This is a genomic window from Bradyrhizobium sp. CCBAU 45321, from assembly GCF_028128975.1.
Classification (GTDB): domain Bacteria; phylum Pseudomonadota; class Alphaproteobacteria; order Rhizobiales; family Xanthobacteraceae; genus Bradyrhizobium; species Bradyrhizobium yuanmingense.
Map to the genome: position 1 here is coordinate 20,693 of NZ_LFKZ01000117.1, position 25,092 is coordinate 45,784.

General features: G+C 58.9%; 16 protein-coding genes. 14 read left to right on the top strand and 2 right to left on the bottom strand.

The annotated features are described in order from the left end of the window. Nucleotides 1–192 precede the first annotated feature (192 nt). From ACM43_RS14840 to ACM43_RS14855, 4 genes are all read left to right on the top strand, one after another. Nucleotides 193–1,467: an O-antigen ligase family protein gene (locus tag ACM43_RS14840; RefSeq protein WP_271540809.1), complete on the top strand. Its 1,275-nt coding sequence runs from the start codon at nucleotides 193–195 to the stop codon at nucleotides 1,465–1,467. Between the two features lie 72 nt (nucleotides 1,468–1,539). After that, on the top strand, nucleotides 1,540–2,523 hold the full coding sequence (locus ACM43_RS14845; protein WP_271540811.1) for a glycosyltransferase family 2 protein: 984 nt from the start codon (nucleotides 1,540–1,542) through the stop codon (nucleotides 2,521–2,523). Nucleotides 2,524–2,570: 47 nt separating this feature from the next. Continuing rightward, complete coding sequence (locus ACM43_RS14850) at nucleotides 2,571–3,737, top strand: glycosyltransferase family 4 protein (RefSeq protein ID WP_271540813.1); 1,167 nt, start codon at nucleotides 2,571–2,573, stop codon at nucleotides 3,735–3,737. After that, nucleotides 3,734–4,459, top strand: a complete 726-nt coding sequence (locus ACM43_RS14855) for a polysaccharide deacetylase family protein (protein WP_271540815.1) — start codon at nucleotides 3,734–3,736, stop codon at nucleotides 4,457–4,459. Before ACM43_RS14850 ends, ACM43_RS14855 begins: the two co-directional genes overlap by 4 nt. A gap of 4 nt (nucleotides 4,460–4,463) precedes the next feature. On the opposite strand, the gene ACM43_RS14860 is transcribed toward ACM43_RS14855, so the two are convergent. Beyond that, on the bottom strand, nucleotides 4,464–5,147 hold the full coding sequence (locus ACM43_RS14860; RefSeq protein ID WP_057029397.1) for a class I SAM-dependent methyltransferase: 684 nt from the start codon (nucleotides 5,145–5,147) through the stop codon (nucleotides 4,464–4,466). Between the two features lie 699 nt (nucleotides 5,148–5,846). Here ACM43_RS14860 and ACM43_RS38940 point away from each other — a divergent pair. The 10 genes from ACM43_RS38940 (at nucleotide 5,847) to ACM43_RS14905 (ending at nucleotide 20,598) form a co-directional block, all read left to right on the top strand. Continuing rightward, entirely contained in the window at nucleotides 5,847–7,511 is a 1,665-nt protein-coding gene (locus ACM43_RS38940; RefSeq protein ID WP_442869309.1) for an FAD-dependent oxidoreductase, read from the top strand. Beyond that, complete coding sequence (locus ACM43_RS14865) at nucleotides 7,508–8,524, top strand: aldo/keto reductase (protein WP_271540817.1); 1,017 nt, start codon at nucleotides 7,508–7,510, stop codon at nucleotides 8,522–8,524. The genes ACM43_RS38940 and ACM43_RS14865 overlap by 4 nt, the downstream gene beginning before the upstream one ends. Nucleotides 8,525–9,291: 767 nt before the next feature. Then, on the top strand, nucleotides 9,292–11,721 hold the full coding sequence (locus ACM43_RS14870) for an Ig-like domain-containing protein (protein ID WP_271540819.1): 2,430 nt from the start codon (nucleotides 9,292–9,294) through the stop codon (nucleotides 11,719–11,721). A gap of 93 nt (nucleotides 11,722–11,814) precedes the next feature. Next, a complete protein-coding gene (locus ACM43_RS14875) occupies nucleotides 11,815–13,749 on the top strand; it encodes a type I secretion system permease/ATPase (RefSeq protein ID WP_271540821.1) in 1,935 nt (644 codons plus the stop codon). Then, entirely contained in the window at nucleotides 13,746–15,059 is a 1,314-nt protein-coding gene (locus ACM43_RS14880) for an HlyD family type I secretion periplasmic adaptor subunit (protein ID WP_271540823.1), read from the top strand. Before ACM43_RS14875 ends, ACM43_RS14880 begins: the two co-directional genes overlap by 4 nt. Before the next feature lie 930 nt (nucleotides 15,060–15,989). Beyond that, complete coding sequence (locus tag ACM43_RS14885; RefSeq protein WP_333919223.1) at nucleotides 15,990–16,511, top strand: transglutaminase-like cysteine peptidase; 522 nt, start codon at nucleotides 15,990–15,992, stop codon at nucleotides 16,509–16,511. Nucleotides 16,512–16,608: 97 nt separating this feature from the next. Beyond that, entirely contained in the window at nucleotides 16,609–17,412 is an 804-nt protein-coding gene (locus tag ACM43_RS14890) for a hypothetical protein (protein WP_271540827.1), read from the top strand. A 361-nt stretch (nucleotides 17,413–17,773) separates the two neighbouring features. Next, entirely contained in the window at nucleotides 17,774–18,847 is a 1,074-nt protein-coding gene (locus tag ACM43_RS14895) for a glycosyltransferase family 2 protein (protein ID WP_157287845.1), read from the top strand. A gap of 6 nt (nucleotides 18,848–18,853) precedes the next feature. Further along, nucleotides 18,854–19,768, top strand: a complete 915-nt coding sequence (locus tag ACM43_RS14900) for a polysaccharide deacetylase family protein (RefSeq protein ID WP_157287847.1) — start codon at nucleotides 18,854–18,856, stop codon at nucleotides 19,766–19,768. Beyond that, nucleotides 19,762–20,598 carry a formyl transferase gene (locus ACM43_RS14905; RefSeq protein WP_271540830.1) on the top strand — a complete coding sequence of 279 codons (837 nt, stop codon included), beginning with the start codon at nucleotides 19,762–19,764 and terminating at the stop codon, nucleotides 20,596–20,598. The genes ACM43_RS14900 and ACM43_RS14905 overlap by 7 nt, the downstream gene beginning before the upstream one ends. A gap of 112 nt (nucleotides 20,599–20,710) precedes the next feature. Here ACM43_RS14905 and ACM43_RS14910 read toward each other — a convergent pair whose 3' ends face one another. Next, complete coding sequence (locus ACM43_RS14910; RefSeq protein WP_271540831.1) at nucleotides 20,711–24,889, bottom strand: DUF4082 domain-containing protein; 4,179 nt, start codon at nucleotides 24,887–24,889, stop codon at nucleotides 20,711–20,713. Nucleotides 24,890–25,092: the final 203 nt, after the last annotated feature.

Below are 25,092 nucleotides of genomic sequence, written 5' to 3' on the forward strand. Positions count from 1 at the left end.
GCGCCTCGGCTTCGAGCGCGTTGGCTGTTTGCAGAAACGTCTCAGATATTTGAGGTACTCGCGTTGACTCGCAAAAGCTTAGAATTGGAGCCGGGTTCTCAGCTTACGTATCTGTACGGTCGGCAGCGGAGTCCAGTTGTTCGCGCGGCGGGGGCGTCGCGTTGGGGGACCGAACTGTATCTGAAGTTATTGTTGGTCGCTATTTTTTTGCCCGAAGGGTTGTCTTTCTTCGTCGGCGATTTTCGCCTCTCGGTTGCTCGAGTTCTAATTTTCTGCTCCTTCATCGCCGCGCTACAGCAGCTTGGACAGCGTCTAGGCACGCGAACCGTCGTCTGCGTCCCATCGGATATCTTGGCCCCGCTTGCGGGCGTTTGGATGATGTTGGCTGCCACAGTCACTGATGGTCCGGCAGGTTTTAAAGGAGCCGGAATCGAGGCGCTTGCGTTTGTGGGCGCATACTTGACGTTCCGGTTTCTCCTCGGTCCGGTCGATAGTTCCGTTCGAATAGCACGGTTCTCCTGCAAGCTGATGATTCTGATCGTCGGCATAGCGCTTCTCGACCCGCTGAGTGATAAGCTGTTCACCTATGAGTTCATCAAAGGTATTACTGGCTATACGAAGCTCAGTTACGATGGACCATTGGCAATCAGGGCTGACACGTTCTACCGGGATGGTGTCGCTCGCGCCATGGGGCCGCTCGAGCATTCCATATTGTTCGGTGCTGTTTGCGTTTGGTTTGGGGTCGTGGCCTTCACTACGTTCAGGCACCAGGCACTCGGCTGGGGTGTGGCGGGCATCGCCCTCATCGGTGTGTGGTTTTCGCAGGCGCGCAGTCCATTGCTGGCTTATCTGATCGGGTTTGCGCTGGCGAGTTTCTATGCTGCAAGCCCTCGCTTCACTGCCCGATGGAAGTTAGTCGGGTTGTGTGTAACCGCTCTACTCCTTGTTGTTTTCACTTTCTCGGGCAGCCCGGTCGCAACCCTTGTGCGACTCAGCGGAGTAAGCCCGGAGGCGGCCTGGGCCCGTCAAGCAATTTGGGACACGGGAGGGCCTGTGGTCCTCGGTTCGCCGATCTTCGGAATTGGTTTGAACGGCGACTGGAATTGGCAGTCGCATGGCGCGCTCGTGAGTTCGAGCGTGGATGCCTTTTGGCTTGCCACCGCAATGTCGTATGGAATTCCGGGGAGCGCGTTGATCCTTCTGACAATTGCCAGCGCATGCTGGCTCGGCTCGATCGACAAATCGCCTAGTCTTACTTCCGAAGAGCGACGGCTATCAGTGGCGCTCGGAATTGTAATAACGACGATCGCTTTTCTAGGGTTCATTGTGCACTTTTGGGGCATCTGTTGGATCCTCATCGCCGTGTTTACCGGAATGCGAGCGAACCTCGCGGAGACCGCGATATTGCGCGATAGAGCCGCACCAGCGGCGCAAACGAGGTGCGACCCCATTAGCGGAGGCATTTGAGGACGGTGGACCGCGAGGTCATTACGCTGGCAGGGATGCCGATCAGGATTTCTCGCTGCGCAGGACTAAAGCATGAAAGTTTCCATTATCATACGAACTTTCAATCGTGCGTACATCATCGGCGAAGCGATCGAGAGTGCCTTGAATCAGACGTATGGGAATTTTGAAATAATCGTCGTTGATGATGGATCTACAGACGGCACGGCCGCGGCGGTGGAACAGTTTCGAAGCGATAAAGTGCGTTACATTCGGCACGATCGCAATCGCGGGGTCAGTGCGGCAGGCAACACGGGCATAAAGGCCGCCAACGGCGATATCATTGCTCATCTGGATTCGGATGACCTGTGGAAGCCGGAGATGCTCAGCAGTCTCGTCGATGTTTTGCTGCGTCATCGTCAGGTTGGCGCGGTGTTCTGTGACGTTGAGGTCGATCGCGGCAAATCCGTCTCGTCAATTGTTTCAAGCATGCGTGCATTTCCGAAACTGCTCGCATCGCGCGCGCGCTCTGATTTCGATGTTGTTCTCTTCAGCAGCCGTGAGATGTATCTGTGTTTGTTGGAAGAAGTGCCTATCAAACCGACTGCGGTATTGATCCGGCGTACTGTTCTGGATGAGTTTAGAGGTTATGATGAATCATGGTGTTCGGGCGAGGACTGGGAACTGTACCTGAGAATCTCGAAGCATTACGGATTTGGATACGTCGATCGCAAGCTTGCAGTTATGCGGGTGCTCGAGGATTCAACCCTATCGAGACTCCAGGAGGAGGATAAGTTGTCCTTGCTGCAGCTGGCAGTGAGCGAGAAGAAGGGGCTTCGGCGAGATCGCGAAGCACTCGAGGCGGCAAATCGTGCAATCGCTCGGCATTGCAAGGATCTGGGATGGATCTATCTGCACTCGGGAAGACGAATGAAATCGATCTCAACCTACGCTCGAGGATTTGCCGAAACGGGGCACGTACCTCTCGTTATGAGAGCCGGCGTGGCTCTTATACCTCTGTCGCTTACTGCGGGTTTGAAAAAGCTACTTCTATCCAGCGATCGCTCGCTCGCTCCATGAGAGATCTTTCCGGCGAAGTGGTCGATGGCCGTGTGTGCGGGAATAGAATGACTCAGAAACACATTTCCGACAGGCCGGCGGCACGGCGGATTGCATTCGCCACGATCGGGGATGGGCGCCTGGTCAGGTTCTGGTCCGGTACCCCGTTTCACATGTCGAGATCGCTCGCAGGTGAGGGTCACGAGGTGGTCCATATCGGTCCCTTGAGCGCACCGATACTGCCTCTCTACAAGGCGTATTCCAGGCTTTGCCGTGCCTTTCGCGGGCGCGGTCGTTCCCCTTTGCATGCGGGGGCGGTCGTTGCACAATATGCCGCGGACTCAGCGCGTAAAATCCGAGCGGTGTCGCCCGATATCGTCTTCGCGCCGGCCGGGTCTACCTTTGCATGGAGTGTGCCTAACGGCGTTCCGCTCGTCTATGCGTCCGACGCGACCTTTCGGCTCATTGAGAACTACCATCCCAACTATCGAAACTTGTCGCGAGGTGCTCGGGACGTCGCTGAACGCGTGGAGCGGGACACGATCGCGCGTGCGAATCTGATCCTCTACCCGTCGGAATGGGCAGCCGAATCTGCCATCAGGGACTACGGTGCCGACCGTAGCCGGGTGCATGTCATTCCTTGGGGCGCCAACCTCGAAGAAGCGCCGGATCGTGCCTCCGTGCTAGGTTGCCGCAAGCCGGGTCCCTGCCGTCTCCTCTTCATTGGCGCCAACTGGGAGGAGAAGGGCGCTGACATCGCGGTCGGCGTCCTCGCTGAACTGAGGAAGAGGGGCATGGAAGCGGAGCTCGTGATCTGCGGATGTACTCCGCCGAAGCCAGTCGCTCAGGATGGCCTGACGATCATCCCTTATCTCGACAAGCGTGATCGCGAACAGCGCGACCGATTGGATCAACTGTATCGGGACGCGGATCTATTTCTGCTGCCAACCCGGGCGGATTGCTATGGAATCGTGTTCTGTGAAGCCGCAGCCCATGGAGTACCGAGCATTGCGCCGGCCACTGGCGGCGTCCCCTGTGCTATCCGCAACGGGGAGACGGGCTTGTTGTTGCCACCGAAAGCGACGAGGGCGGACTATGCGGCGGTCATCTTCGAGACCTTTGCTAACCAGGATCGGCTGGCACGCCTGAGACAATCAAGCCGCGACGCCTTCGAGGCCCGATTGAACTGGCAGGCTTGGGCCCGGCGGGTTTCAGATCTGATAGAAACTCTATGATCGTCTTGAACTATCATGAGCTGGTGGAAGCCTCGCCGTCGAACGCGTGGTGCCTGACTCATGAAACGTTCGAAGCGCATCTCGCACTTTGCGGGGAAGCGCTGGTCTCGCCTCGGAGTTTTCTGGAGCACTGCTCCGATCCGACATCCTACGGCACCGGCACGGTCCTGTTGACTTTCGACGATGGATTTCTTTCGGACTATACGCATGTCTACGCCCGTTACATGACGGCCGGTCGTATTCCGGGTTTCATGTCCTTTATCCCGGTAGATTTTGTAGGCTCGCCGGGACGTATGAGTTGGGAGATGATCGAAGAGCTTGCAAAGGGGGGTGTTGCAATCGGCTCACATGGCATGGCCCACGTCGATTTGACGACTGTCTCGGACGCAGAGCTCGAGCGCGAGCTCGGTGTGTCCAAGTCGATGCTCGAGGATCGCCTCGGCCGACAGGTAGCTCTCTTCGCTTTCCCATATGGACGGTTTTCCCGACGGGTCTGGGAGGCGGCGTTGAGGGCTGGCTACACACACCTCTTTACAATCCAGCTTGGATATCATCGCGGCTTCGAATCTTTTCTGTACTCCCGCCTTTGTCTGACGAACAACATGGATGCGGAGTACATGCGCCGCCACTTGCGCGATCCGGATGCGATGCGCGGCGTTTCCTGGAAAATCAGCACAAGGCTCGGGCTCTATCGCCAACTGATGCGCTTGCGGTATCACTAGCGCTTTAGTATTTGGGCGGTTTCAGTGCTGTGCAAAGCCAGGACATCGCTCGTTGAGTCGTCTTGGCCTCGTCGATCACCTCGAATGCGCGCTTTGCCTCCCGCAACACTGCCAATGATCGCCGCGATGCGGTGTAGTTCGAGACGATGATGCAGCCCCCCGGTTTGAGTGATTGTGCGTAGCGCTCGAGCGACCGAACGGGGTCGCGCAAATAGAAGAGAGACTCGTTGAAGACGATGACATCGAAACGGCCGTCGGGCTCGTACACGTCGCCGTCAGCCTGAGAAAAGTCAGTGCGATCGTCGTTGTACAGACGGAGCTTCTCGATTGCCACGTCAGAGATGTCCACTCCGACATAGCGTTCATATCCAAGCTGCTTGAAGCGCTCGAATAGCATGCCGTCTCCGCAGCCGATTTCCAGGTACTCGCCGCCACGTCTAAAAGCGTCCATGAAACCAATGAGTGTCCAGTAGCGAGCTACTTCGCGCTGCATGTAGGTCCAGAGACCATCGCTGTACTCGGCGTCCCAAGTGGATTTTGCTTTTGGGCTGTCACCGAACCCCTGCGCAGTCTCCCACTCGCTAACGGCGCGCCCCAGCGCGTCGCCAAAAGGCAGCCGGGCCAATCCGAAGGCATAGTACGCGGCGCGCACCCGGCGCCATGCGTGGTAGTGAAGTGCTGCGAGCATTCCCAACCTGCCAACGCGTATTCGACGTCAGATAGTTTAATACAGGTGAAGTTATCGACAGATCAAGAGTGTACGGCAGGCGAGAACTGCGGATTTCATGGTACCTGTGAGGTGAGCTTTCGCCCAGCCAATTCGCTGGCGCATCTCGAACCTTTGTCCGTGGGCCGCCAAGGAACGATTACCGCAAACGTCTTGGCTCCTATCCTTCGGTGATCGGATCGAAAGTACCACGCCCCGCAGAATCACGGCACGTCCCCGGTAACTCGCCCCCGCTGTCAACGCGCGAGCATCATTAGGTAATGGCTGGACGCTGCCACATTGGGTCTTCCCGTGTGCCTTTTTGGCAGGAGCTACACACCCCAGATATTCCGAGAAATGGGTTGGGTTGTGCAGTGCAGAAATTAAATGCCTATTAACAGTTGACGGACGTATTTAACTGCGCCTATCATTATTTGTATTTTTCAATTTGTCACAGAAAATCAAAGCCATGAGTAGTGGTTTTGCAGAACTTGCCCAAGCGATAATTTCCCTTTCATTGCGTGCATTGCCGGGGCGGTTGCGCCTAAGGCTTAGACCCGGGGCACTCGGTTACCGGGTTCGTCGATGCATTTGTCTTAAATCGCTGCTTACAGCTGGTGGCCCATCGCTATCCGTTTGGCATGCTAGCCCTCGACCAATTTTCGCCTGAAGGGAGTTGTTATGCAGATCGGGCCGGCGCTTTCAGGTGTATTAGGTACCACGACGATTGAGGAGTTGCAGCGCGCCGGAGCGCAGGATGCGATCGTGATCGGCGGGGGAGCCGCCGGAGGATTGGCGGCGCTCTTACTCGCCGAGGCTGGCCTGCGCGTGCTCGTGCTCGAGGCCGGGTGGCAGAATTCGCCGCGAACGACCGGGATGCGCCGAGCCATAGCCAGCGTGAGCCGTAGGCTCGCGGACCCTGCGACACTTCGCTTGCTCCCTCCTGCGGTCGTTCCCTTTGGCAAGATGGCCTTGAGAGGCCTCGGCATGTTGCGCCAGCCCGTCCAATCTCGCTGCAGCATCTGGGGCCGAGCACCGGACTCGTTTGTAGACGATCATGACCTGCCTTACGTGACGCCACGGAACCAACCTTTTGTCTGGATACGCGCGCGAACGCTCGGCGGACGCGTGGGCCTTCCAGGGCACGGCCGGCAATACTATCGGCTGAACTCCTCCGACCTTACGCCGTGCGATGGATTGAGCGAGCCTTGGCCGCTAGAGCCGGGTGAGTTGGACCCCTGGTATTCGATGGTCGAGCGACGGCTAGCGCTTGCCGGTGCCATGGATGGCGTACCATGGCAGCCTGACAGTCACCTCTCGCGAGAACTTGCCCCTTCACTGAATCAGTTCGCGCTGATGGCAGCGATTCGCGCACGGTGGCCTCGCTCGCGGCCGATGCTCACGCGCTTTGCGGCACCGCTGGATGCCTTGGAAACTGCTGCTCTTACAGGGCGCCTTCGATGCCGTGAGGGCGCAGTCGTACGGCAAATCGATGTTGATCGATCAGGTCGCGTACGCGGCGTAGTCTGGTTCGATCAGCAAAGTGGAGCCGACGTACGGGCTTCCGCTCCGTTGGTCTTTCTGTGCGCGTCCTCGTTAGAGTCGACCCGAATACTCTTGCTTTCACGTTCATCCAAAGGGGACCAGGGGCTAGGTGCAGGATCTGACGCGCTGGGGCGCTACTTGATGGACCATATTGTCGTAACTGGGTGGGGTGGGGGGGCATCGCTGAAGCCCAGTCCAGTGCTCGAAGATGGATGCGCGATTTACCTTCCACGCTTCGATGCGCGCGACAGGCCCGCGCCCCTCGGCGGGCGAGGTTTTGGCGTGCAGTTGTATCAATTTCCAGGAGGGCACGGGCGCTCCCATTTTACCGCGGTTAGCTTCGGTGAAATGCTTCCTCGTGCCGAAAACCGAGTAACGCTACATCCTACGCGACGGGATATATGGGGAATCCCCGTATTGCATATCGACTGCCGCTATAGCGAAGCAGACTTGGCGCGTGCCCGCGATCAGGCAGCTGCCATACGCGAGATCGCCGCAACAGCTGGCGTGACGTTGAGCCGCGTCAATGAACGGCCGGCCCCGCCTGGCTCCGCGATTCATGAATGCGGGACCGCCCGGATGGGTGTCGACCCCGCGACCTCCGTGCTCGATCCAAACAACCAGTGCTGGGACGCACAGGGATTGTACGTTACGGATGGCGCCTGTTTCCCGTCCCAGGGCACGCAAAATCCCACGTTGACCATTCTCGCTCTAACCGCGCGCGCATGCCATCACGCGGTGGGCACCGTCGCCCAACCAAAGCGAGAAGCTGCATTCGGCCTAGCCGGAGGCGCGTCATGACGGTTGCTGCTGCCGCGCCGTTTCGAGAAATCCTTCCGCGAAACATGCTTCCCCTAGGTTTTGGATCCGGCGCACTGTTGAGCAAGCGACGAACCCGCCGTGAGGCTCTTAAGTTGCTCGAAGCAGCCATGGATTGTGGGGTCACATATTTTGATACTGCGCGAATGTACGGTGCCGGTCGCGCAGAGAGCATTCTGGGAGAGTTGGCGGCGCGAAAGCGGCAGCGCCTGGTTCTGGCAAGCAAGGCGGGCATTGTCCCACAAAGTCGCGCACTTCATGTCCGCGCAATGGGTCGCAGCATTCGGCTTCTGCACAATGTCGCACCAAGTTCAAAGAATTACCTGCCTGTGCCGTCCAACTATCTGCCGCGTTTCGGAGCCTTTGGTCTCGTGGAGTTCCGAAAAAGTGTCGAGACCAGTCTCAAGGAATTGCGTACAGATTATCTCGATATTCTACTCCTACACGAGTGCAGCGCTGCCGACATAGAGGAAACGGACCTGATCCGTTTTCTCGATGATCTTAAGCGTGAAGGGAAGGTTCGCGCCGTTGGCATAGCGACAGGCATGGAGGAGACGATGTCCATCCTCCAAAGGAATGCAGCCCTGTTCGACGTTGTGCAGATTCCAAGTGCCATCTGGAATATGAACGTTAGGAAAGTTCCGGCAACCAACCGCCTCGTGATTACGCATTCGTCCCTTACCAGCCGATTTAAAGTACTGCTCGATAGATTGTTGTCCGATGAGCGGATTGCAGCTGAATGGCGTTCGCTGACGCAGGTAGATCCACGCGATTCGACAGAACTGGCTCATCTACTGCTGGCTCATGCGCTGAATGCAAATCAAAACGGGATCGTCATCTTTTTCTCGTCCAATCCGTCGAATGTTGTGGCAAACGTGAAATCTGTCAGCAGTCGAGCTATCGATGAGAAGCAGATCGCGGGCTTGAACGCATTATTGGCGAGAAAGCACGTTGCCGAGTTCCTTGACGCGAGCTTCCGAGATCTGAGCTTCTGATCGGTGCAGACCGGCGACAGTGGCCTGACTTTGCATCAGTCGGACGCGACGGTAGTCGCCGGCGGGACCTGATCGAACGTCCGCGCGTTGCGACTTTGCCGGGGCAGCAGGTGGTTGTGTGCTGGGCTCGGGGACATCAACGATCAGGATAATCGGCGCGCGCTCGTAACTCTCGATCTGAGTGGTGTGTCCGCAACGGCATTCGCTTTGCTTGGCGCTTTGCGGATGGCGCTGGATGGGCCATTACCTGAATCGTGCCATACGGTTCGGATTGTTCGCAGCGCGATGTGTGCTCAAATGCCCTTGCTGAACGGTCGCTCTCTTGATTGTCCGAGACAAAAGTTATGTCGTATTTAGCGGCAGATAATCTTGTGGATCGAACTATTTAATTGGTTTTCTGCTGTGGCGCCGTCGACGACGCTCCTAGTAAGCTGTTGTCGAGTGGCGAAGGCGTAACATCGATTCCGGCATACTTTTGTATATCTTCGATCGCTCCGTGTGGCACTCGTTCAATGCGGTGCACGAGTGGTTGATCGGACTGAAGAAATTTCCGGCATTTAATTCGCGCGATGCGAATGTGTCTAGGGTAGCTCAGGAAATTACCTTGGGTGAGCCGTCGTGTCGTCGCAAAAAAGCCTCCACCCGCCGGGAAGACGCACTCCAACGGCGCTGCGCCAGCAGAGTCGCACTTGGGGTCGCGTCGCTTGGGGAAACAATTGGGCGCGTACCAGGGGCAAACTAGATTGAAATTAACAGGAGAAAACTAGATGGCATCCATTCCTCTGACATGGAATGATCCGATGTTTAGCGACCAGACCAATTCGGGGACGGTCTGGCTTCAAGATGGAGAGACGATTTCGGGTGTGAGCATTTCCGACCAGAGCGACACTGTCGCCGTCGGAGGGAGCGGCTCGTTCACCATCGACGACGTCCGTATTTCTTCAAGGGAAGGCGTGCGCATTGGGGGCAGCGGTGATGTCACCATCAACAATTCGTACATCGAGACAACGGGACTGTCGGGCGATCACGCCGACGGAATTCAGGCCTATGCTCCCGGCGCCACCGGGAATCTGACCATTACAAACTCGACGATTGTATCGCACGACCAGAATGCCACTGCTGGGCTGTTCATCGCAGATGGTTATAGCGGAACGTTCACTTTCAATAACGTGGTGTTCGACGGTGGCCCATTTGGTCTGCGCATTGCCGCGGACGCAGGAGCCGGTCACGATGACTACCTCGCCCTCAAGGACGTGTATTTTGTGGGGCCATTTGCGTATGGCGCGCTCTGGTTGGAGGAGGTCAATGCGAACATACACATCACGCAATGGGAGAATGTTCGTTACGCCACGATCGTGGACGGTCAACTCATCCCCGGCGATCTTATCCCGCCTCCCCTTCCGGTAGAAGGACCGACCGCACCCAGCACGCCGACCGCGCCGGATGCTCCGACTATCGCGTCGTTCTCGACCGACAGCGGCACCGCTGGCGACAAGATTACCAACGACAATACCATCGAGCTCAAGGGCACCGCGGCTGCCGGCAGCACGGTCAAGATCTACGACGGTACGACCCAAATTGGTTCGACGACTACGGACTCGAGCGGCAGTTGGGACTACATCACCAAGGTCCTGACCGACGCCAAACATACGCTGACCGCAACGGCGACCAGCTCGTCGGGTCAGACCAGCGCGGCGTCGTCTGCGTTGGCAATCACTGTCGATACCAAGGCTCCGACTGCGCCGACCATTGCCAGCCATACCGTGAACACCGCCAATCAGGTGGTGATGTCGGGCAGTGCCGAAGCGAGCAGCGTCGTGAAGGTGTTCGACGGCACGACCCAGATCGGGACCGCGACTGCCAACAGCACCGGCGGATGGAGCTATACAACCAGCGCCCTTGCGGCCGGTTCGCACAGCCTTACCGCGACGGCAACGGATGCAGCAGGCAATGCCGGCCCGGCGTCCACTGCGTTCACCGCCAGCATCACCGGCAGCTCGGCGCCAGCCACACCGACCTCGCCGACGTCACCGACGTCGCCGACTGCCGGCACGGTAGTCGAGTCAGTTGGCGCGACAACTCTCGTTGAGAGCGGCGGCAAATATTACCTCAATGGCAGCACCGGATCGGGCCCCACGCTGAAAGATAACGGTGTGCAGTTTGTGAAAGGGTCGGATGGCACCTGGACTCCCATCGGTGCGGAGAAGACGGCGACGGGCTATGTGGTTGCCTGGAAGGAGACGAGCACGGGTCAGTACACGGCGTGGAACACCGACAATAACGGCAACTACGTGTCCCATGTCAGCTCCCTGACCGGCTCCCCAGACGGTGGCTCGGTGTCGGGTACGGACTCTGGCCTTAAGTCGCTCGAGACGAGCTTCCATCAGGATCTGAACGGTGACGGGCAGGTAGGTACTTCCACTGCGACCACCCCGACGTCGCCAACCCCGACGACTGGCAAGGTCGTCGAATCGGCTGGTGTGACAAGTCTCGTTGAGAGTGGCGGCAAATACTACCTCAACGGCAGCACCGGCACTGGCCCGACGCTAAAGGATAACGGCGTGGATTTCGTGGGCGGGTCCGATGGCACCTGGACTCCCATTGGCGCGGAGAAGACGGCGACGGGCTATCAAGTTGCCTGGAAGGAGACGAGCACCGGTCAGTACACGGCGTGGAACACCGACAATAACGGCAACTACGTGTCTCATGTCAGCTCCCTGACCGGCTCCACAGACGGTGGCTCGGTGTCGGGTACGGACTCTGGCCTCAAGACGCTGGAGACCAGCTTCCATCAGGACCTGAACAGTGACGGGCAGATCGGTACGTCCAGCGTAGCTACGTCGTCCACTGCAACCGGTAGCAACGCGGCTATTGCGGGCAGTACGTTCATCGCTTCGCCGGGCAACACGACCCTGACCAGCACTTCCGGCGATGACACCTTCGTTGGCAGCAGCCAGGCCGATACTTTCGTGTTTGGCGCGAACTTCGGCAACGACGTCATCAAGGGCTTCGTTGCCCGCGGACCTGCTCACGACACGATCGAGTTCAGCAAGAGTGTGTTCGACAGTTTTGCCAGCGTTCTTTCCCACGCGACCCAGTCCGGCACCGATGTCGTGATCGCGACGGGGAGCGATACGCTCACGCTGAAGAACGCCAAGCTCGGCTCGTTGACCAGCAACGACTTCCACTTCGCGTAGGGGACGGCATCCACAGAGAGCAATCTTCAACAACTGCCTTGGGGGATCTCTTGAGGGATCTTCCAACAAAGGCGCGTTTCAGGGGCAGAAGCCATGATTGACTTTGGACGGCGGGGGGTATTCCCCCCGCCCGCAAATCTCTATCGAATTCCATTTCTTCACATATCAGGACTCTGGTCAGCCGGACGGCAGTGGGCGGAAAACGCTCAACGGCGGACGTCGCAACTGATCGGCCGGGCAAAGGGCCTGATCGAAGTGCTGCGGCCACGGATATTCCCTGGTCGACCCCGGCCAGTGGATCACTATGACGAGTCGCAGTCAGAATTGTCGGCGTTCCTGCGGTCTTGCCGCCGGATTTTCTGGGCGCTAGCGGCCTTCAGCGGCATGAGCAACCTACTCATGCTCACCGGCTCGTTCTTCATGCTGCAAGTTTATGATCGGGTGCTGCCCGGACGCAGCATACCGACTCTTGTCGCCCTGTTGGCTCTGGCGACGGTGCTTTACCTGTTTCAGGGCGGTCTCGACCTCGTCAGGAGCAGGATCAGCGCCCGGGTGGGACGGTATTTCGATGAAAGTCTCGGGGTTCGCATCTTCGACGCTCTTGTTCGCCTGCCTTTGAAGACCCGAGCGGATGGCGACGGCCTGCAGCCGGTGCGGGACCTCGATCAGGTCCGCAGCTTCCTGTCGAGCGGAGGGCCGACGGCGCTCTTCGATCTGCCCTGGATGCCGATCTATCTCGGCGTCTGCTTCCTCTTTCACTTCTGGATTGGCATCACTGCGCTGGCTGGTGCGTTGGTGCTGGTCGGCATTACGATGCTCACGGAAACGCGTACCCGAGGTCCGGCAAAGGCGAGCTCGCGTCTTGCCATTTCGCGAACGGCCCTCGCGCTTGAGGGACGGCGCAATGCCGAAGTTCTGCAGGCCATGGGTATGCGGCAACAAGCGGCTTTGCGTTGGCAGGATGCCAACGCAAAGTACCTCGCAGCCCATGAACGGGCCAGCGATGTCGCAAACGGACTCGGTGGTGCCTCGAAGATTTTCCGCGCGATCTTGCAATCGCTGGTTCTTGCCGTTGGCGCCGTCCTCGTCATCAACCAGGAATCGACGGCCGGCATCATCATTGCCGGATCGATCCTCACCGCGAGGGCCCTTGCGCCTGTCGAAATGGCAATTGCGAACTGGAAGGGGTTCGTCGCGGCGCGCCAATCGGGACAACGGCTCGATTACTTGCTGAAACTTCTCCCTCAGGAGGAGGAGCGGTTGGCATTGCCTGCGCCTGTTGAAACCCTTAGCGCCGAGAACCTCTATATCGGTGCTCCGAACTCCGAAAGACCCACTCTCAGCGACGTGTCATTCCAGCTGCGGAGTGGGCAGGCGGTCGGAATCATCGGTCCGAGCGGATCCGGCAAGTCGACGCTGGCGCGTGCGTTGGTTGGCGTGTGGCCGTGCATTCGAGGCAGGATCCGGCTCGACAACGCCGCCCTCGATCACTGGTCTTCGGACGACCTCGGCAAGCACATCGGTTATCTGCCCCAAGACGTAGAATTGTTCGACGGCAGCATTGCGATGAACATTGCACGCTTCGACCCGAACGCAACCGCCGCCGCTGTTCTGGAAGCCGCCCGCGCCGCGGGCGCGCATGACCTCGTCCTCTCACTGCCGGACGGGTACAGCACGAAGATCGGCGAGGGAGGGCTGGCGCTGTCGGCGGGGCAGCGGCAGCGTATCGCGCTTGCGCGCGCTTTTTACGGCAAACCCTTCCTGGTCGTGCTTGACGAACCCTCTTCCAATCTCGATGCGGAGGGCGAGGAGGCTCTGACAGAGGCGATCCTGAACGTGCGACGCCGCGGAGGGATTGTGGCCGTTGTCGCTCATCGGCCGAAGGCGCTGGAAGGTGTGGACCATGTATTGTGCCTCGGCGAAGGCAGAGTTCAGTCCTTCGGCAAGCGAGAGGAGGTACTCAAGAGAGTGCTGCGGACTCCGGTGCCGCTGAAGGTCGTCGCAGAAGCTCAAGGAGGCGGCCGATGAACGATCAGGTAGCGCCGGCGTTGCAGTCCATCCAACGTTACATGATCGTCGGAATGATCATGTTCGCTTTGGTGACTTTTGGGGTCGGCGGCTGGGCGACGACTTCCCAGTTGTCGGGCGCGGTGATCGCGCAGGGCGTGGTCGTGGTGGATTCGAGCGTCAAGAAGGTCCAGCACGCCACGGGTGGAATCGTCGGAGAGTTGCGCGTGCGCCAGGGCGATCGGGTGAATGCAGGCGACATCCTGATCCGCCTCGACGAGACGCAGACGCTCGCGAATGCAACGATCGTCACGAATAGCATTGACGAACTGCTGGCGCGGCAGGCCCGTCTCGAGGCCGAGCGCGATAGTGCCGAGCAGGTCGTGTTTCCAAAGGTACTGCTCGACCGGGCCAAAGAAAGCAACTCCGAGGCGAGCCGTGCAATCGCCGCGGAGCGGAAGCTGTTCGATCTGCGTCGTCAGGCGAGGAGCGGCCAAAAAGCGCAGTTGCAGGAGAAGAGTGCGCAGTTGGAGAACGAAATCAAGGGCTATATGGGGCAGACGGAGGCCAAGCAGAAGGAAGTGGAATTCATCCGACAGGAGCTGGAGGGCGTGCGCAGCCTCTGGCAGAAGAACCTGGTGCCGATCACCCGGCTCAATTCCCTCGAGCGCGACTCCGCCCGCATCGAGGGCGAGCGCAGCCAGCTCGCAGGAATGATCGCTCAGTCGAAGGGCAAGATCTCCGAAATCGGACTCCAGATCATTCAGGTCGACCAGGACCTCCGAACCGAGGTCGGCAAGGACTTGATCGAAACCCGTTCGAAACTCTCCGAGCTGGGCGAGCGCAAGACTGCGGCGGTGGATCAGTTGAATCGGGTCGATATCCGGGCGCCACAATCCGGTCGGGTCCACGAGCTCAGCGTCCATACGGTCGGGGGGGTGATCTCTCCGGGCGAGCAAATCATGCTGATTGTCCCTGACGCGGACTCGCTCGCGGTCGAAGTCAAGATCGCACCGAAGGATATCGACCAGGTCTACGTGGGGCAGACCGCGACAATGCGCTTCGCAGCATTCAACCAGAAGACCACGCCCGAAATCGACGGCGAGGTCAGCATGGTCTCGGCAGACATCACGCAGGATCAGCGTGCCGGCACGAGTTACTACACAGGCCGCGTCTTGCTGAAGACGGAAGAGCTGGCGAAGCTCGGCTCGGCCAAGTTGCTGCCCGGCATGCCCGTCGAGGTCTTCATCAAGACGGCAGGGCGGACCGCGCTGTCCTACCTGCTCAAGCCGCTACACGATCAGGCGCAGCGCGCATTCAAAGAGCGCTGAGCCCTTGCTGGGTGAAATGACACAGCCCCGAGTGCACGCGCACTCGGGGCTGCAGATCAGCGACCACCGAGGTCGCGATCAAAAAAGGTGATGCGTTGGCCGCATCAACGAGCACCGAGCTGACGACGAGCCCCTGCAATGCGCCTGGAGGTGGACGGCGTGGCTTGAGGGGCCTCTGGCCGCCAGGAACGAGCCACGAGGGTGGACAGTTTTCGCACCTTCGTCAGGCTTGATTGGGCGTGTCTGAGCAGCCGCGAGAGATTGGCTGGGGTGAGCCTGGCAGTACCGACCCACGTCGTCAGCGGCGGCAGCAAAGCCCCTGCGCGCGCACGGACCGAGTATGGCGCAGGCTTGCTGTGTCGGCCGGCGGACCTGCTAACCGCCCGGCGATGCAGCCCGCTCAGCACATCCATTCGTTTGCTGTGCAGAGTCATCGCTGTGACGAAGACAAGCAGGATGGCTTCAGCCCCCAGAATGACGAGCAGTTCTTCCGGCATGCGCGCGCAATCTCGATCGTGAGGGGGGAGGGTCGTTCGGAATACGATCTGCCGAGGGGCGCATTGAATCAACGATTAATTCGTCGGAATCGTTAAATTGTCGCCTTAATTCTGAGCGCAGCCGAGCAACTCATAGCGGCCGGCGATGCGCCCGCAACGGCATGCGTCTGCGGGGGATCTGGTGTGGCCGTATTGATAATGCGCAAAACGGATTATTTTGGCTCGGCCATTATATTGAATTGACAATTAAATTAAATAAATTAAAGAAGAAATGTGGTTGCCGCGGGGCTGACAATGTCAGCCCTGCCAGCGGATCCGAGCCTCAGTCTTGCGTTTGCGAGGGGATCGGCAGATGTATCGAACCTTCGGCTCCGTCGTGGCGGTCGCTATCATGCTCGGAGGAGTTCAATGGGCAGGAGCTGGGCGCCTGTCTTTGCCGGCGACGCCGCGGGCAGTGCAGCACATCGAACTGGGAAACCCGACGCTGCCGCCCCTTGCGTACACCGTGTTCTGCCTGCGCTACGAGGCGGAATGTCCTCCGCCGCGCTCGTTCCGCGGCGGGCCGATCCGGCTGACCGAGGACCGCTGGGCGGCTCTGCAGGAGGTCAATCGCGCGGTCAATCTCGCCATCGTGCCGGCGCGCAACGAGCTCGGCCTTGCCGGCGAGGAATGGGTCATCAACCCCAAGCATGGCGATTGCAATGACTACGCGGTGAGCAAGCGCCACGAATTGCTTCGGCGCGGCTGGCCTGCGCGAGTCCTGCTATTGAGCGAAGTCGTCGTCAGTTCTGGAGAGCACCACCTCGTGCTTCTCGTGCGCACGCGAAATGGCGATTTCGTCCTCGACAATCTCTCACCCGAAATCAAACCATGGTCGCAAGTTCGCTATCGCTGGGTTCGGGTGCAAATGCCACGGCACATTCTTTGGGCGAGAACCGACGGGAAGGGAGCGTGAGCCCGACAGCCATTCAATGAAATGTCTCTGGTTAAGATCGCCTGCGGTCTCTGGCACGCGCAATCCGCATGGTCGCAATCGTTTGAAGGGGAAATCCGTGAAGAAAGTAACGCGTTGGCGAGGCTTTGGCTGGGCGCAGATAATCGCCGGCTTGTGTTACGCCGGTTCCGCACTGGCGGATCAATCACTTTCCACCAGCCAAGCGCCAGGTCCTGCCTCCTCGCCTTCGCCTTTTCCTGCTCCGGCGTCGACTCCTCCACTCTCATTTGATGACGCCCGCTTTGCTGGAAATGCCTCCGAGCCATACACCCGTTACGGGAAGTTCTTCAGCAACGGTGAAGTCGTCGAGCATCGTTCCTGGGATCACAACAACGATGGAAGCTCGGTCGTTTGCGGCGATTGCACTCTGAAAAATTCGCGGATTCGATCCAACGAGGGATTCCGGTGTATTGGCACCGACGGTGCTGGCGGCATCAAGATTGATGGCGTTTACATCGAGACCAAAGGTCTGCCGGGCGATCACGCAGACGGGCTTCAGTGTTATGATCCTGGCAAAACCAACACCATCACGGTTCGCAATACAACATTCAAGACCTATAACAACACCAATGCAACGGCCGGATTCTTCTATGCTGATGGACTAGGGGGCTCAGTTAGCTTTGAGAACGTCTTGTTCTGGGGTGGACCGTATGGGTTGCGAATGCATCCCGATGGCATGAACGTCGCCGTCTCCCTGAAGGATGTGTATTTCGTTGGCCCGTTCCTATACGGCGCATTTCTGATCAACAATGCGGGCGGCGGAATGATGACGATCACCAAATGGGAGAACGTCAGGAGTGCAACCATCGTCAATGGCCGGCTCGTCCCGGGCAGTTTGCTTCCTCAGCCTCGGATCCGCTGATCCATTTTCCTGCCAGGCCCCCGCGCTTTTGGACGCTCGCGGCTTGCATCCTCGGATTAAGGTCGCTCGTTATGAAATATCAGCTTGCAAATTAAACCAATTTAATAATATAAATGTTTAATTCGTGAGCTCCGGTAGGTTATGCCTTACAGAAGACGGAGAGCTGTCGTTTCCATTTGAGCTGGGATTTGGAGTGGAGGCGCGTGGTAAAATGGTACGCGATCCGGGGTCGCGCGCGGCGTTGGCGACCTTCGGAAGGACGAGCTGACAAGTCGCGCTCGAGCAAGTTGGTTGTCGAAGATGGGTTCGGTCGAACATTGAGCGGGAGTGGGTCCTGACGTATCGCACGAGACTGAATCCCATGCCGGATGCCATTTATCGAGCCGCTGAGCCCGACATTTCGATCATCATCGTGAGCTACAACACGCGCACCATGACGCTCGAATGTATTCGATCGATCTTGGCACAAACAACGACGGTACTCTACGAAGTCATCGTTTTCGACAACGCTTCAACAGACGGATCTCCGGAAGCCATTCGCGCGAACTTCCCTCAGCTCGAGCTCATCGCGTCGCAAGAAAATCTTGGGTTTGCCGGCGCCAACAACATCGCCGCGATGAGGGCGCGGGGGCGCCGGTTTCTGCTGCTCAACCCGGACACCCTGATCTTGGATCACGCAATCGATCATCTGCATGAGTTCGCCGATGCGAATCCGCGCTTTGGGATCTGGGGCGGGCGCACCGTGCTGTCTGACGGCCGTTTGAATCCTGGCTCCTGTTGGGGAGATGCCACCTTATGGAGCATCTTCTGTTTTACTACTGGTCTGACCAGCTTGAAGCGCAGCAGCGCGGTTTTCAATCCCGAAGGATACGGTGGTTGGAAGCGTGACAGCATTCGTGCAGTCGACATTGTCACGGGCTGCTTTCTTCTCATAGACCGCGAACTTTGGAAGCAACTTGACGGCTTTGACCCCGAGTTTTTCATGTACGGTGAAGAAGCGGACTTGTGCCGCCGGGCGCGCAAGCTTGGTGCATCCCCGACCATCACGCCTGCAGCTACCATCATTCACTACGGCCAGTCTTCCGAGCCCGATCAAGCAGAGCAACGCATCAAGGTCCTTGCCGGCCGGATCACGCTGCTGCGGCGTCACAATTCCGCTGCGACGATTCTCGCAGGCAAGTCACTGTACATGATGCTTCCCCTCCTGCGCTTGCTTGCGTACGGAACGGCCGGCCTAGTCTCCGGCAGAAGTGATTTGCGTGAAAAGGCGCGAAACTGGCGCTATGTCTGGCAGCATCGTCAACGCTGGGTGAATGGCTGGAGCAATGTCGGCGTGAGGAGCGCGCGCGGCAATCCGCGCAACAACCTGTCAGAGGAGATAGCTGCTGTGGAACGTCCGTCAGGGGACGCGTTATCCCGCTCGCGCCAGGGATAGCCACCGATGCGGCGCGACGTTACCATTGTGGTCTATCATCATATCGCGGACTATGAAGACCCGTTAACCAGCAAGCTTGGAGTTGTTACAAGGCCAGAGGTTTTTGAGAAGCACGTCAAGTATTTCGTGCGTCATTTTGACGTGGTGAGCGGATCGGACCTTGTAAGCGGCGCTCTGCCGCGTAAACCTTTGCTGATCACCTTCGATGACGCATATCGCTCGGTCCTCGATACCGCAAGTACTGTCTTGAAAGCGGCAAACGCACCTTCGCTGTTCTTCGTCAATCCGACAACGTTGCTCGGAAGCAGATTGCCAGTGGATAACATCCTTTCGTTGGCAGCGGTGGTGCTCGGTAAACAGCAACTGATAGCTCTCCTGAACATCAACGAAACCGGAACAACATCAGTCTCTAGGCTCATCGCCAACGTGATTTCAAAATGGACTCAGGCGCAAATTGCGGAGGCGAAGCAGCAGCTGTGTACCGCAATGGGCACCAACGAATTGGAGCTCCGGCGTACATCGAAGCTCTTTCTTGATATCACCGACATCAAGCGGTTTGCGAGCTTAGGGATTGAAGTAGGAAACCACTCGATGAGCCACACGTTCTTCCGTTCGCTTTCATCGAGCGAGTTGGAGACCGAGATCGTGCAAAGCCGAGAGCTTCTGGAGAAATTATCCGGACAAACGGTTCAATGCCTAAGTATTCCTTATGGGAATGCATTGGACGCGACCGAAGGTGCGCTGCGCGCCGCACGGCGTAATCACAAGGCGATCTTTCTGGTGCATGCGAAAAGCAACCGCTTTAAACCGGCGGCTGACATTTTCTATCGGATTAGCCTGGGGAACGCCGCGCCAGAAGAGATTCCCTTCAAGCTCCGGATTATGCCTGTACTGCGGTGTGCGAGAGATTGGCTATGGTAGCTGCGCAGCCCGAACAAAAGAGAATAGTGATTCTGACGCGGGATGGCCCAGAACATCGCTATGTCGCAAACATGCTTTGCGCTGGACTCTCCATTGACCGCATCATTGTGGACCGGTCGACACGGAGGACAAGACTGCGGCGCGCCGTACGGAAAGGGTTAGTGCACTTCTTAGGAAAAGCAACCCGTGCTGTGTTTCTCAAGTTGATTCGAGACGATGAGGCCCGAACTCGGTCACTTGAAAGTCTGTTGGGGCAAAAGGCTCAAGCATTCTATGCATCTGATCGAATCGACTATGTCGAAGACATAAACGGCGCCGAAAGCTTGGAAGTCCTGCGGCAGAGGCGCCCCGATGCGATTCTTATTTACGGCACGTCGGTCGTGAAGAATGCGGTCCTCGACTCTGCAAGCGATATGTGTGTCAACCTGCATACAGGTATTAGCCCCCAGTATCGCGGAACCGCGTGCAGCTTTTGGCCTGTAGTCAACGACGAGTTGGACATGCTCGGTGCGACCATTCATGAATGCACGTCCGGTGTCGACAGCGGGCCGATCTTTGAGACAGTGCATTCGAGATACGAACCAGGGGACGACTTGCATACGATTTTTGGCCGAGCCGTGATGGTCGGTGCCGAAGCGTATGTACGAGTGGTTCAACGCTATGTGGCGGGCACCTTGAGCGGAGTTTCGCAAGATCTCAATCTTGGGCGCGAGTACCGTGGAGCCGATTTAACCATTGGTCCGGAATTGGTGGCGCGATGCCGGCTCGCCCGTCTGAGGTCCATCGCCGAAACCTCGATCATTGGTCAAAACGACAGGGCAGTTCGCTGACGGGCGATCGTGCAAAAACTCGCCTTACCGGCCGAAGTCGTCGTTGAGGGCGGCGCCGACTAGCCGCCCCAGCAGATCGTCATCGATGAACGAAAGCCGTGACCGGCGTCTGCTAGGACGACGCTGCGAGCCCCAGCGCCGTAACCGCTGAGGGGTCGACCCAACGTCGGATAGTGCCATCAATCAAATTGGCCCCGTACATCCAGCCATCGGGACCCTTCTGCATGTCGACGATGCCTTGTACGTTGTCCACCAACTGGACGCTGGTGACCTGCCGGCTTGCGTTCAAGGTCGCAGCGAAGATCGTTCCGTTTTGGACATCGTCGAAAAAAATGGTGTTCTGATTGTAGAAATCTCCCGCGGTAATCACGTGGGCATTGTCGGGAGCCCCGTGGCTTAGAGACAGGATCGGAAATACGGCGGGCGGGTCTGACGTATTGTTCCGATTGCCATTGTTATAGAAGGTGATCGCCTGCGCGAGATTTTGGTAGCTGCCGGTCCTGTCGGGGCCTTCGAGATAGGGCCATCCGAAGTTCGAGCCGGCTGGCCCCGTATTCAGCTCTTCCCAGCTGTTCCAGCCCACATCTCCGAGCACGGGAAGATTGGTAACTGGATCGAAGCTGAAGCGGTACGCGTTGCGAACACCGTAGTAGAACACCTTCGACGCATTGCTGTTTGGATCGCTTGCCTGATAGAACGGATTGCCGGGCACTCCCTCACCTGTAACGGGATCGATCCGCAACAACTTGCCCGATAGATTGTGGATGTCTTGGACGCGCACTCCCCGGGGGTCGACGAAGTTGTACGACACGCCATCGCCGACGGTGAGGTAGAGATAGCCGTCCGGGCCGAAATGAACAGCGCCTACGCCGTGCGAATCGCTATCAGTCGCCAGATAGTCACGAATGTTTTGGTTCTGGATGCCGGTCCGGTCCGGATCGTTGTCCTGCGATCCACTCTCGATGTGGCTCGCCGGAGCTGTGATCGTGGTGCCGTTGACGATACCGGAAGGGGCGATGCTCGGATCGCCTGTGCTGTTTACGTCGGGACGGCTCGTATAGGCCCAGATGCTGTTCTTTCCGACCAGCACTACCTCGCTCGCCGGATCGGCAATCATTGTGGTTGGGTCAACGGTGACCCTCACCAGGCGAGCAGGTCGGTTGCCGGCCTGATCGGGGCCGGCAAGGCCGGGCTGGCCCGCCGTCTCGGGTGGATCGTAGGTATAGAGCAGGTAGACATAGTGGTTCGTTGCGAAATTCGGGTTCACCGCGATACCCAGCAGTCCGCGATCATTGACGCCATTTACCTCGCTCGAAATGTCGATCAGCGGAGTTGATCGAAGTTCTCCGTTATCCACCACCCGCACCACGCCGTCCTTCTGGGCAACCAGCATGTAGCGGCCGTCTGGAGTCCAATCGATCGCCGTTGGCCCGCCGGCATACCCCTGGCCCAGTCCCGTCACGTACGTCTCACCCGCCAGATTGCCGAGATCGGGGTTGTCATTATCCAGGATCTTCACGGTCGTCGTCGTCTCGGCACCGAGTGTGGCGCCGGTCGGGTTGCTCAAGGTGACCGTGAAGGTCTCGTCATTCTCAGGTGTCGCATCGTTGATGATCGGGACCATGATCGTCTGGGTCACCTGGCCAGCAGCGAAAGTCACCGTGCCTGACGAGGCGGTGTAGTCGGAACCCGCGAGGGCGCTGCCGTTGCTTGTCGTGAAGCCGACAGTAGCTGTTTGACTGGTGCTGCCGCTGCGCAACAGCGTAATCGTTGCCGTCTGTGTATTCTCGGTAACGCTGATCGCCGCGTCCGCCATTGAGATCGCGACGGGCGAGTCGTCGTCGATGATGGTCACGAGCACGGTGCGCGGGGTCCCGAGGGAGCCGGAACCGGGATTCTGAAGCCCGACCGCGAACGTCTCGTTACTCTCGGTGAGCTGATCGTTCACAATTGGGATAGTGAAGCTCTTGGTGCTCTCCCCGGGGTTGAAGACGACCTGACCGGTGTTCGACCGGCCATTAAACGAGGGCTGGATGAAGTCCTGGCCCGCCGTAGCTGTGCCACCGGTGCCGATTTCGTTCGTCGTGTACTCCACGGTCGCTTGAGATTGGAGGTCGCCGGAGCGTACGACGGTGATAGTAGCCATCCCTCCCGTCTCACTGACATAGACAGTGGAACTGCTAAGTAGCGAGATGACGTTGCCCGCGGCGAACACGACGTCGCGGAAATAGTTTGCATTCTGATAGACGTTGGTGGGGAAGGCGCCCTTGGACAGGTCGAAGACGCCGGCACCGACCGGGGCGTTCAGGCCACCATTGCTGATGGGTGAGGCGAAGCCCTGCGTGGTGGAGACGTAGGAACTGTTGATGTTGACGGAGACGATGTAGGTCGTGCCGGCCTGGATGGTCAGCGGCGTGGCGAGCGCCTGCTGCTGCCAGCCCGATGCGCCTTCGTTGGTAAACGTGACCGTCGCCAGCTCCTGGCCGGTGGCCGACCAGATGTGGCCGATATGCGTGCCCGTCTCGCCCGGGGCCCTGTAGTACCGGATTGCCTGGATCGAGCCTGAGGTGTCGCTGGTGAAGCGCATCCCCAGCTCATAACCTACTCCGTCGTTGGCATTGGTGATGACAGGCGTCTGGGTGGTGAACAGCGTAGTGGTGGCACTCGCAGCGGCAACCGTCGCCGTGGCTGCGCTGGTCACATTCTCGCTGGCGCCGAGCAGGTCGGTGTAGGTGGCATTCACGCGGATCCGCTTGCCGACCAGGCTGCTGTCGAGGGTGAGGCTCGAGGTCGTGGCGGCCAGGTTCGTCCAAGTGGTGCCGTCGGGGCTGCTCTGCCAGTGATAGGTGATGCTGGCGGGCGCGCCGTCGGGGTCCGTGACGCTGGCCGTCAGGGTCTGGTTCTGGGTGGCGGTGCCGTTGATCGTGACAGCGCCGGGGTCGTTGACGTTGGCCACCGTCGTGGCGGTCGCGGTGCTCACCGGGGCCTCGGTGCTGCCCATGAGGTCCGTGTAGCTGGCGGTGACACGTATGAAGCTGCCGACCTGGGCCTGCCCGAGGACTAGCGTGCTCGCGGTCGCGCCACTGATGTTGCTCCACGAGCTGCCGTTCGCACTCTGCTGCCACTGATAGGAGACGGTGCCCGGCACTCCGTCCGCATCGCTCACGGTCGCGGTCAAGGTCTGGTTCTGCGTCGGCGTCCCGCTGACGCTTACCGCACCGGGGCGGTTATTGGGCTGTGACGAGCCCGCAGCGAACACGACGTCGCGGAAATAGTTTGCATTCTGATAGACATTGGTGGGGAAGGCGCCCTTGGACAGGTCGAAGACGCCGGCACCCACCGGGGCGTTCAGGCCACCATTGCTGATGGCTGAGGCGAAGCCCTGCGTGGTGGAGACGTAGTTGCTGTTGATGTTGACGGAGACGATGTAGGTCGTGCCGGCCTGGATGGTCAGGGGCGTGGCGAGCGCCTGCTGCTGCCAGCCCGATGCGCCTTCGTTGGTAAACGTGACCGTCGCCAGCTCCTGGCCGGTAGCCGACCAGATGTGGCCGATATGCGTGCCCGTCTCGCCCGGGGCCCTGTAGTACCGGATTGCCTGGATCGAGCCTGAGGTGTCGCTGGTGAAGCGCATCCCCAGCTCATAACCTACTCCGTCGTTGGCATTGGTGATGACAGGCGTCTGGGTGGTGAACAGCGTAGTGGTGGCACTCGCAGCGGCAACCGTCGCCGTGGCTGCGCTGGTCACATTCTCGCTGGCGCCGAGCAGGTCGGTGTAGGTGGCATTCACGCGGATCCGCTTGCCGACCAGGCTGCTGTCGAGGGTGAGGCTCGAGGTCGTGGCGGCCAGGTTCGTCCAAGTGGTGCCGTCGGGGCTGCTCTGCCAGTGATAGGTGATGCTGGCGGGCGCGCCGTCGGGGTCCGTGACGCTGGCCGTCAGGGTCTGGTTCTGGGCGGCGGTGCCGTTGATCGTGACAGCGCCGGGGTCGTTGACGTTGGCCACTGTCGTGGCGGTCGCGGTGCTCACCGGGGCCTCGGTGCTGCCCGAGAGGTCCGTGTAGCTGGCGGTGGCCCGTATGAAGCTGCCGACCTGAGCCTGCCCGAGGACGAGCGTGCTCGCGGTCGCGCCACTGATGTTGCTCCACGAGTTGCCGTTCGCACTCTGCTGCCACTGATAGGAGACGGTGCCCGGCACTCCATCCGCATCGCTCACGGTCGCGGTCAAGGTCTGGTTCTGCGTCGGCGTCCCGCTGACGCTTACCACACCGGGGCGGTTATTGGACTTCACCGGCACGTCAGTTGCACTCCCCAGCTAGTCAGCGTGATCAAATGCTATCTAACGTAGCAACGCCAATTGTGCGGGTTGTAGTTTCGGTCGCGGCTGTCATGTTATTCACATTGATAATATTAAATACCATTAAAAATATTAAATCAAAAGCGGTTTTTGCCTTGGGAGTAGCGCCGTTCGTCAATTTCTCTTGAGCTTTGAAGAAGCCG

Excerpts from the sequence above, each read along its gene's own strand:
- ACM43_RS14850 (WP_271540813.1), top strand. The coding sequence starts at position 2,571 with ATGACTCAGAAACACATTTCCGACAGGCCGGCGGCACGGCGGATTGCA.
- ACM43_RS14845 (WP_271540811.1), top strand. The coding sequence starts at position 1,540 with ATGAAAGTTTCCATTATCATACGAACTTTCAATCGTGCGTACATCATC.
- ACM43_RS38940 (WP_442869309.1), top strand. The coding sequence starts at position 5,847 with ATGCAGATCGGGCCGGCGCTTTCAGGTGTATTAGGTACCACGACGATT.
- ACM43_RS14875 (WP_271540821.1), top strand. The coding sequence starts at position 11,815 with ATGATTGACTTTGGACGGCGGGGGGTATTCCCCCCGCCCGCAAATCTC.
- ACM43_RS14880 (WP_271540823.1), top strand. The coding sequence starts at position 13,746 with ATGAACGATCAGGTAGCGCCGGCGTTGCAGTCCATCCAACGTTACATG.
- ACM43_RS14855 (WP_271540815.1), top strand. The coding sequence starts at position 3,734 with ATGATCGTCTTGAACTATCATGAGCTGGTGGAAGCCTCGCCGTCGAAC.
- ACM43_RS14860 (WP_057029397.1), bottom strand. The coding sequence starts at position 5,147 with ATGCTCGCAGCACTTCACTACCACGCATGGCGCCGGGTGCGCGCCGCG.
- ACM43_RS14870 (WP_271540819.1), top strand. The coding sequence starts at position 9,292 with ATGGCATCCATTCCTCTGACATGGAATGATCCGATGTTTAGCGACCAG.
- ACM43_RS14905 (WP_271540830.1), top strand. The coding sequence starts at position 19,762 with ATGGTAGCTGCGCAGCCCGAACAAAAGAGAATAGTGATTCTGACGCGG.
- ACM43_RS14900 (WP_157287847.1), top strand. The coding sequence starts at position 18,854 with ATGCGGCGCGACGTTACCATTGTGGTCTATCATCATATCGCGGACTAT.
- ACM43_RS14865 (WP_271540817.1), top strand. The coding sequence starts at position 7,508 with ATGACGGTTGCTGCTGCCGCGCCGTTTCGAGAAATCCTTCCGCGAAAC.
- ACM43_RS14895 (WP_157287845.1), top strand. The coding sequence starts at position 17,774 with ATGCCGGATGCCATTTATCGAGCCGCTGAGCCCGACATTTCGATCATC.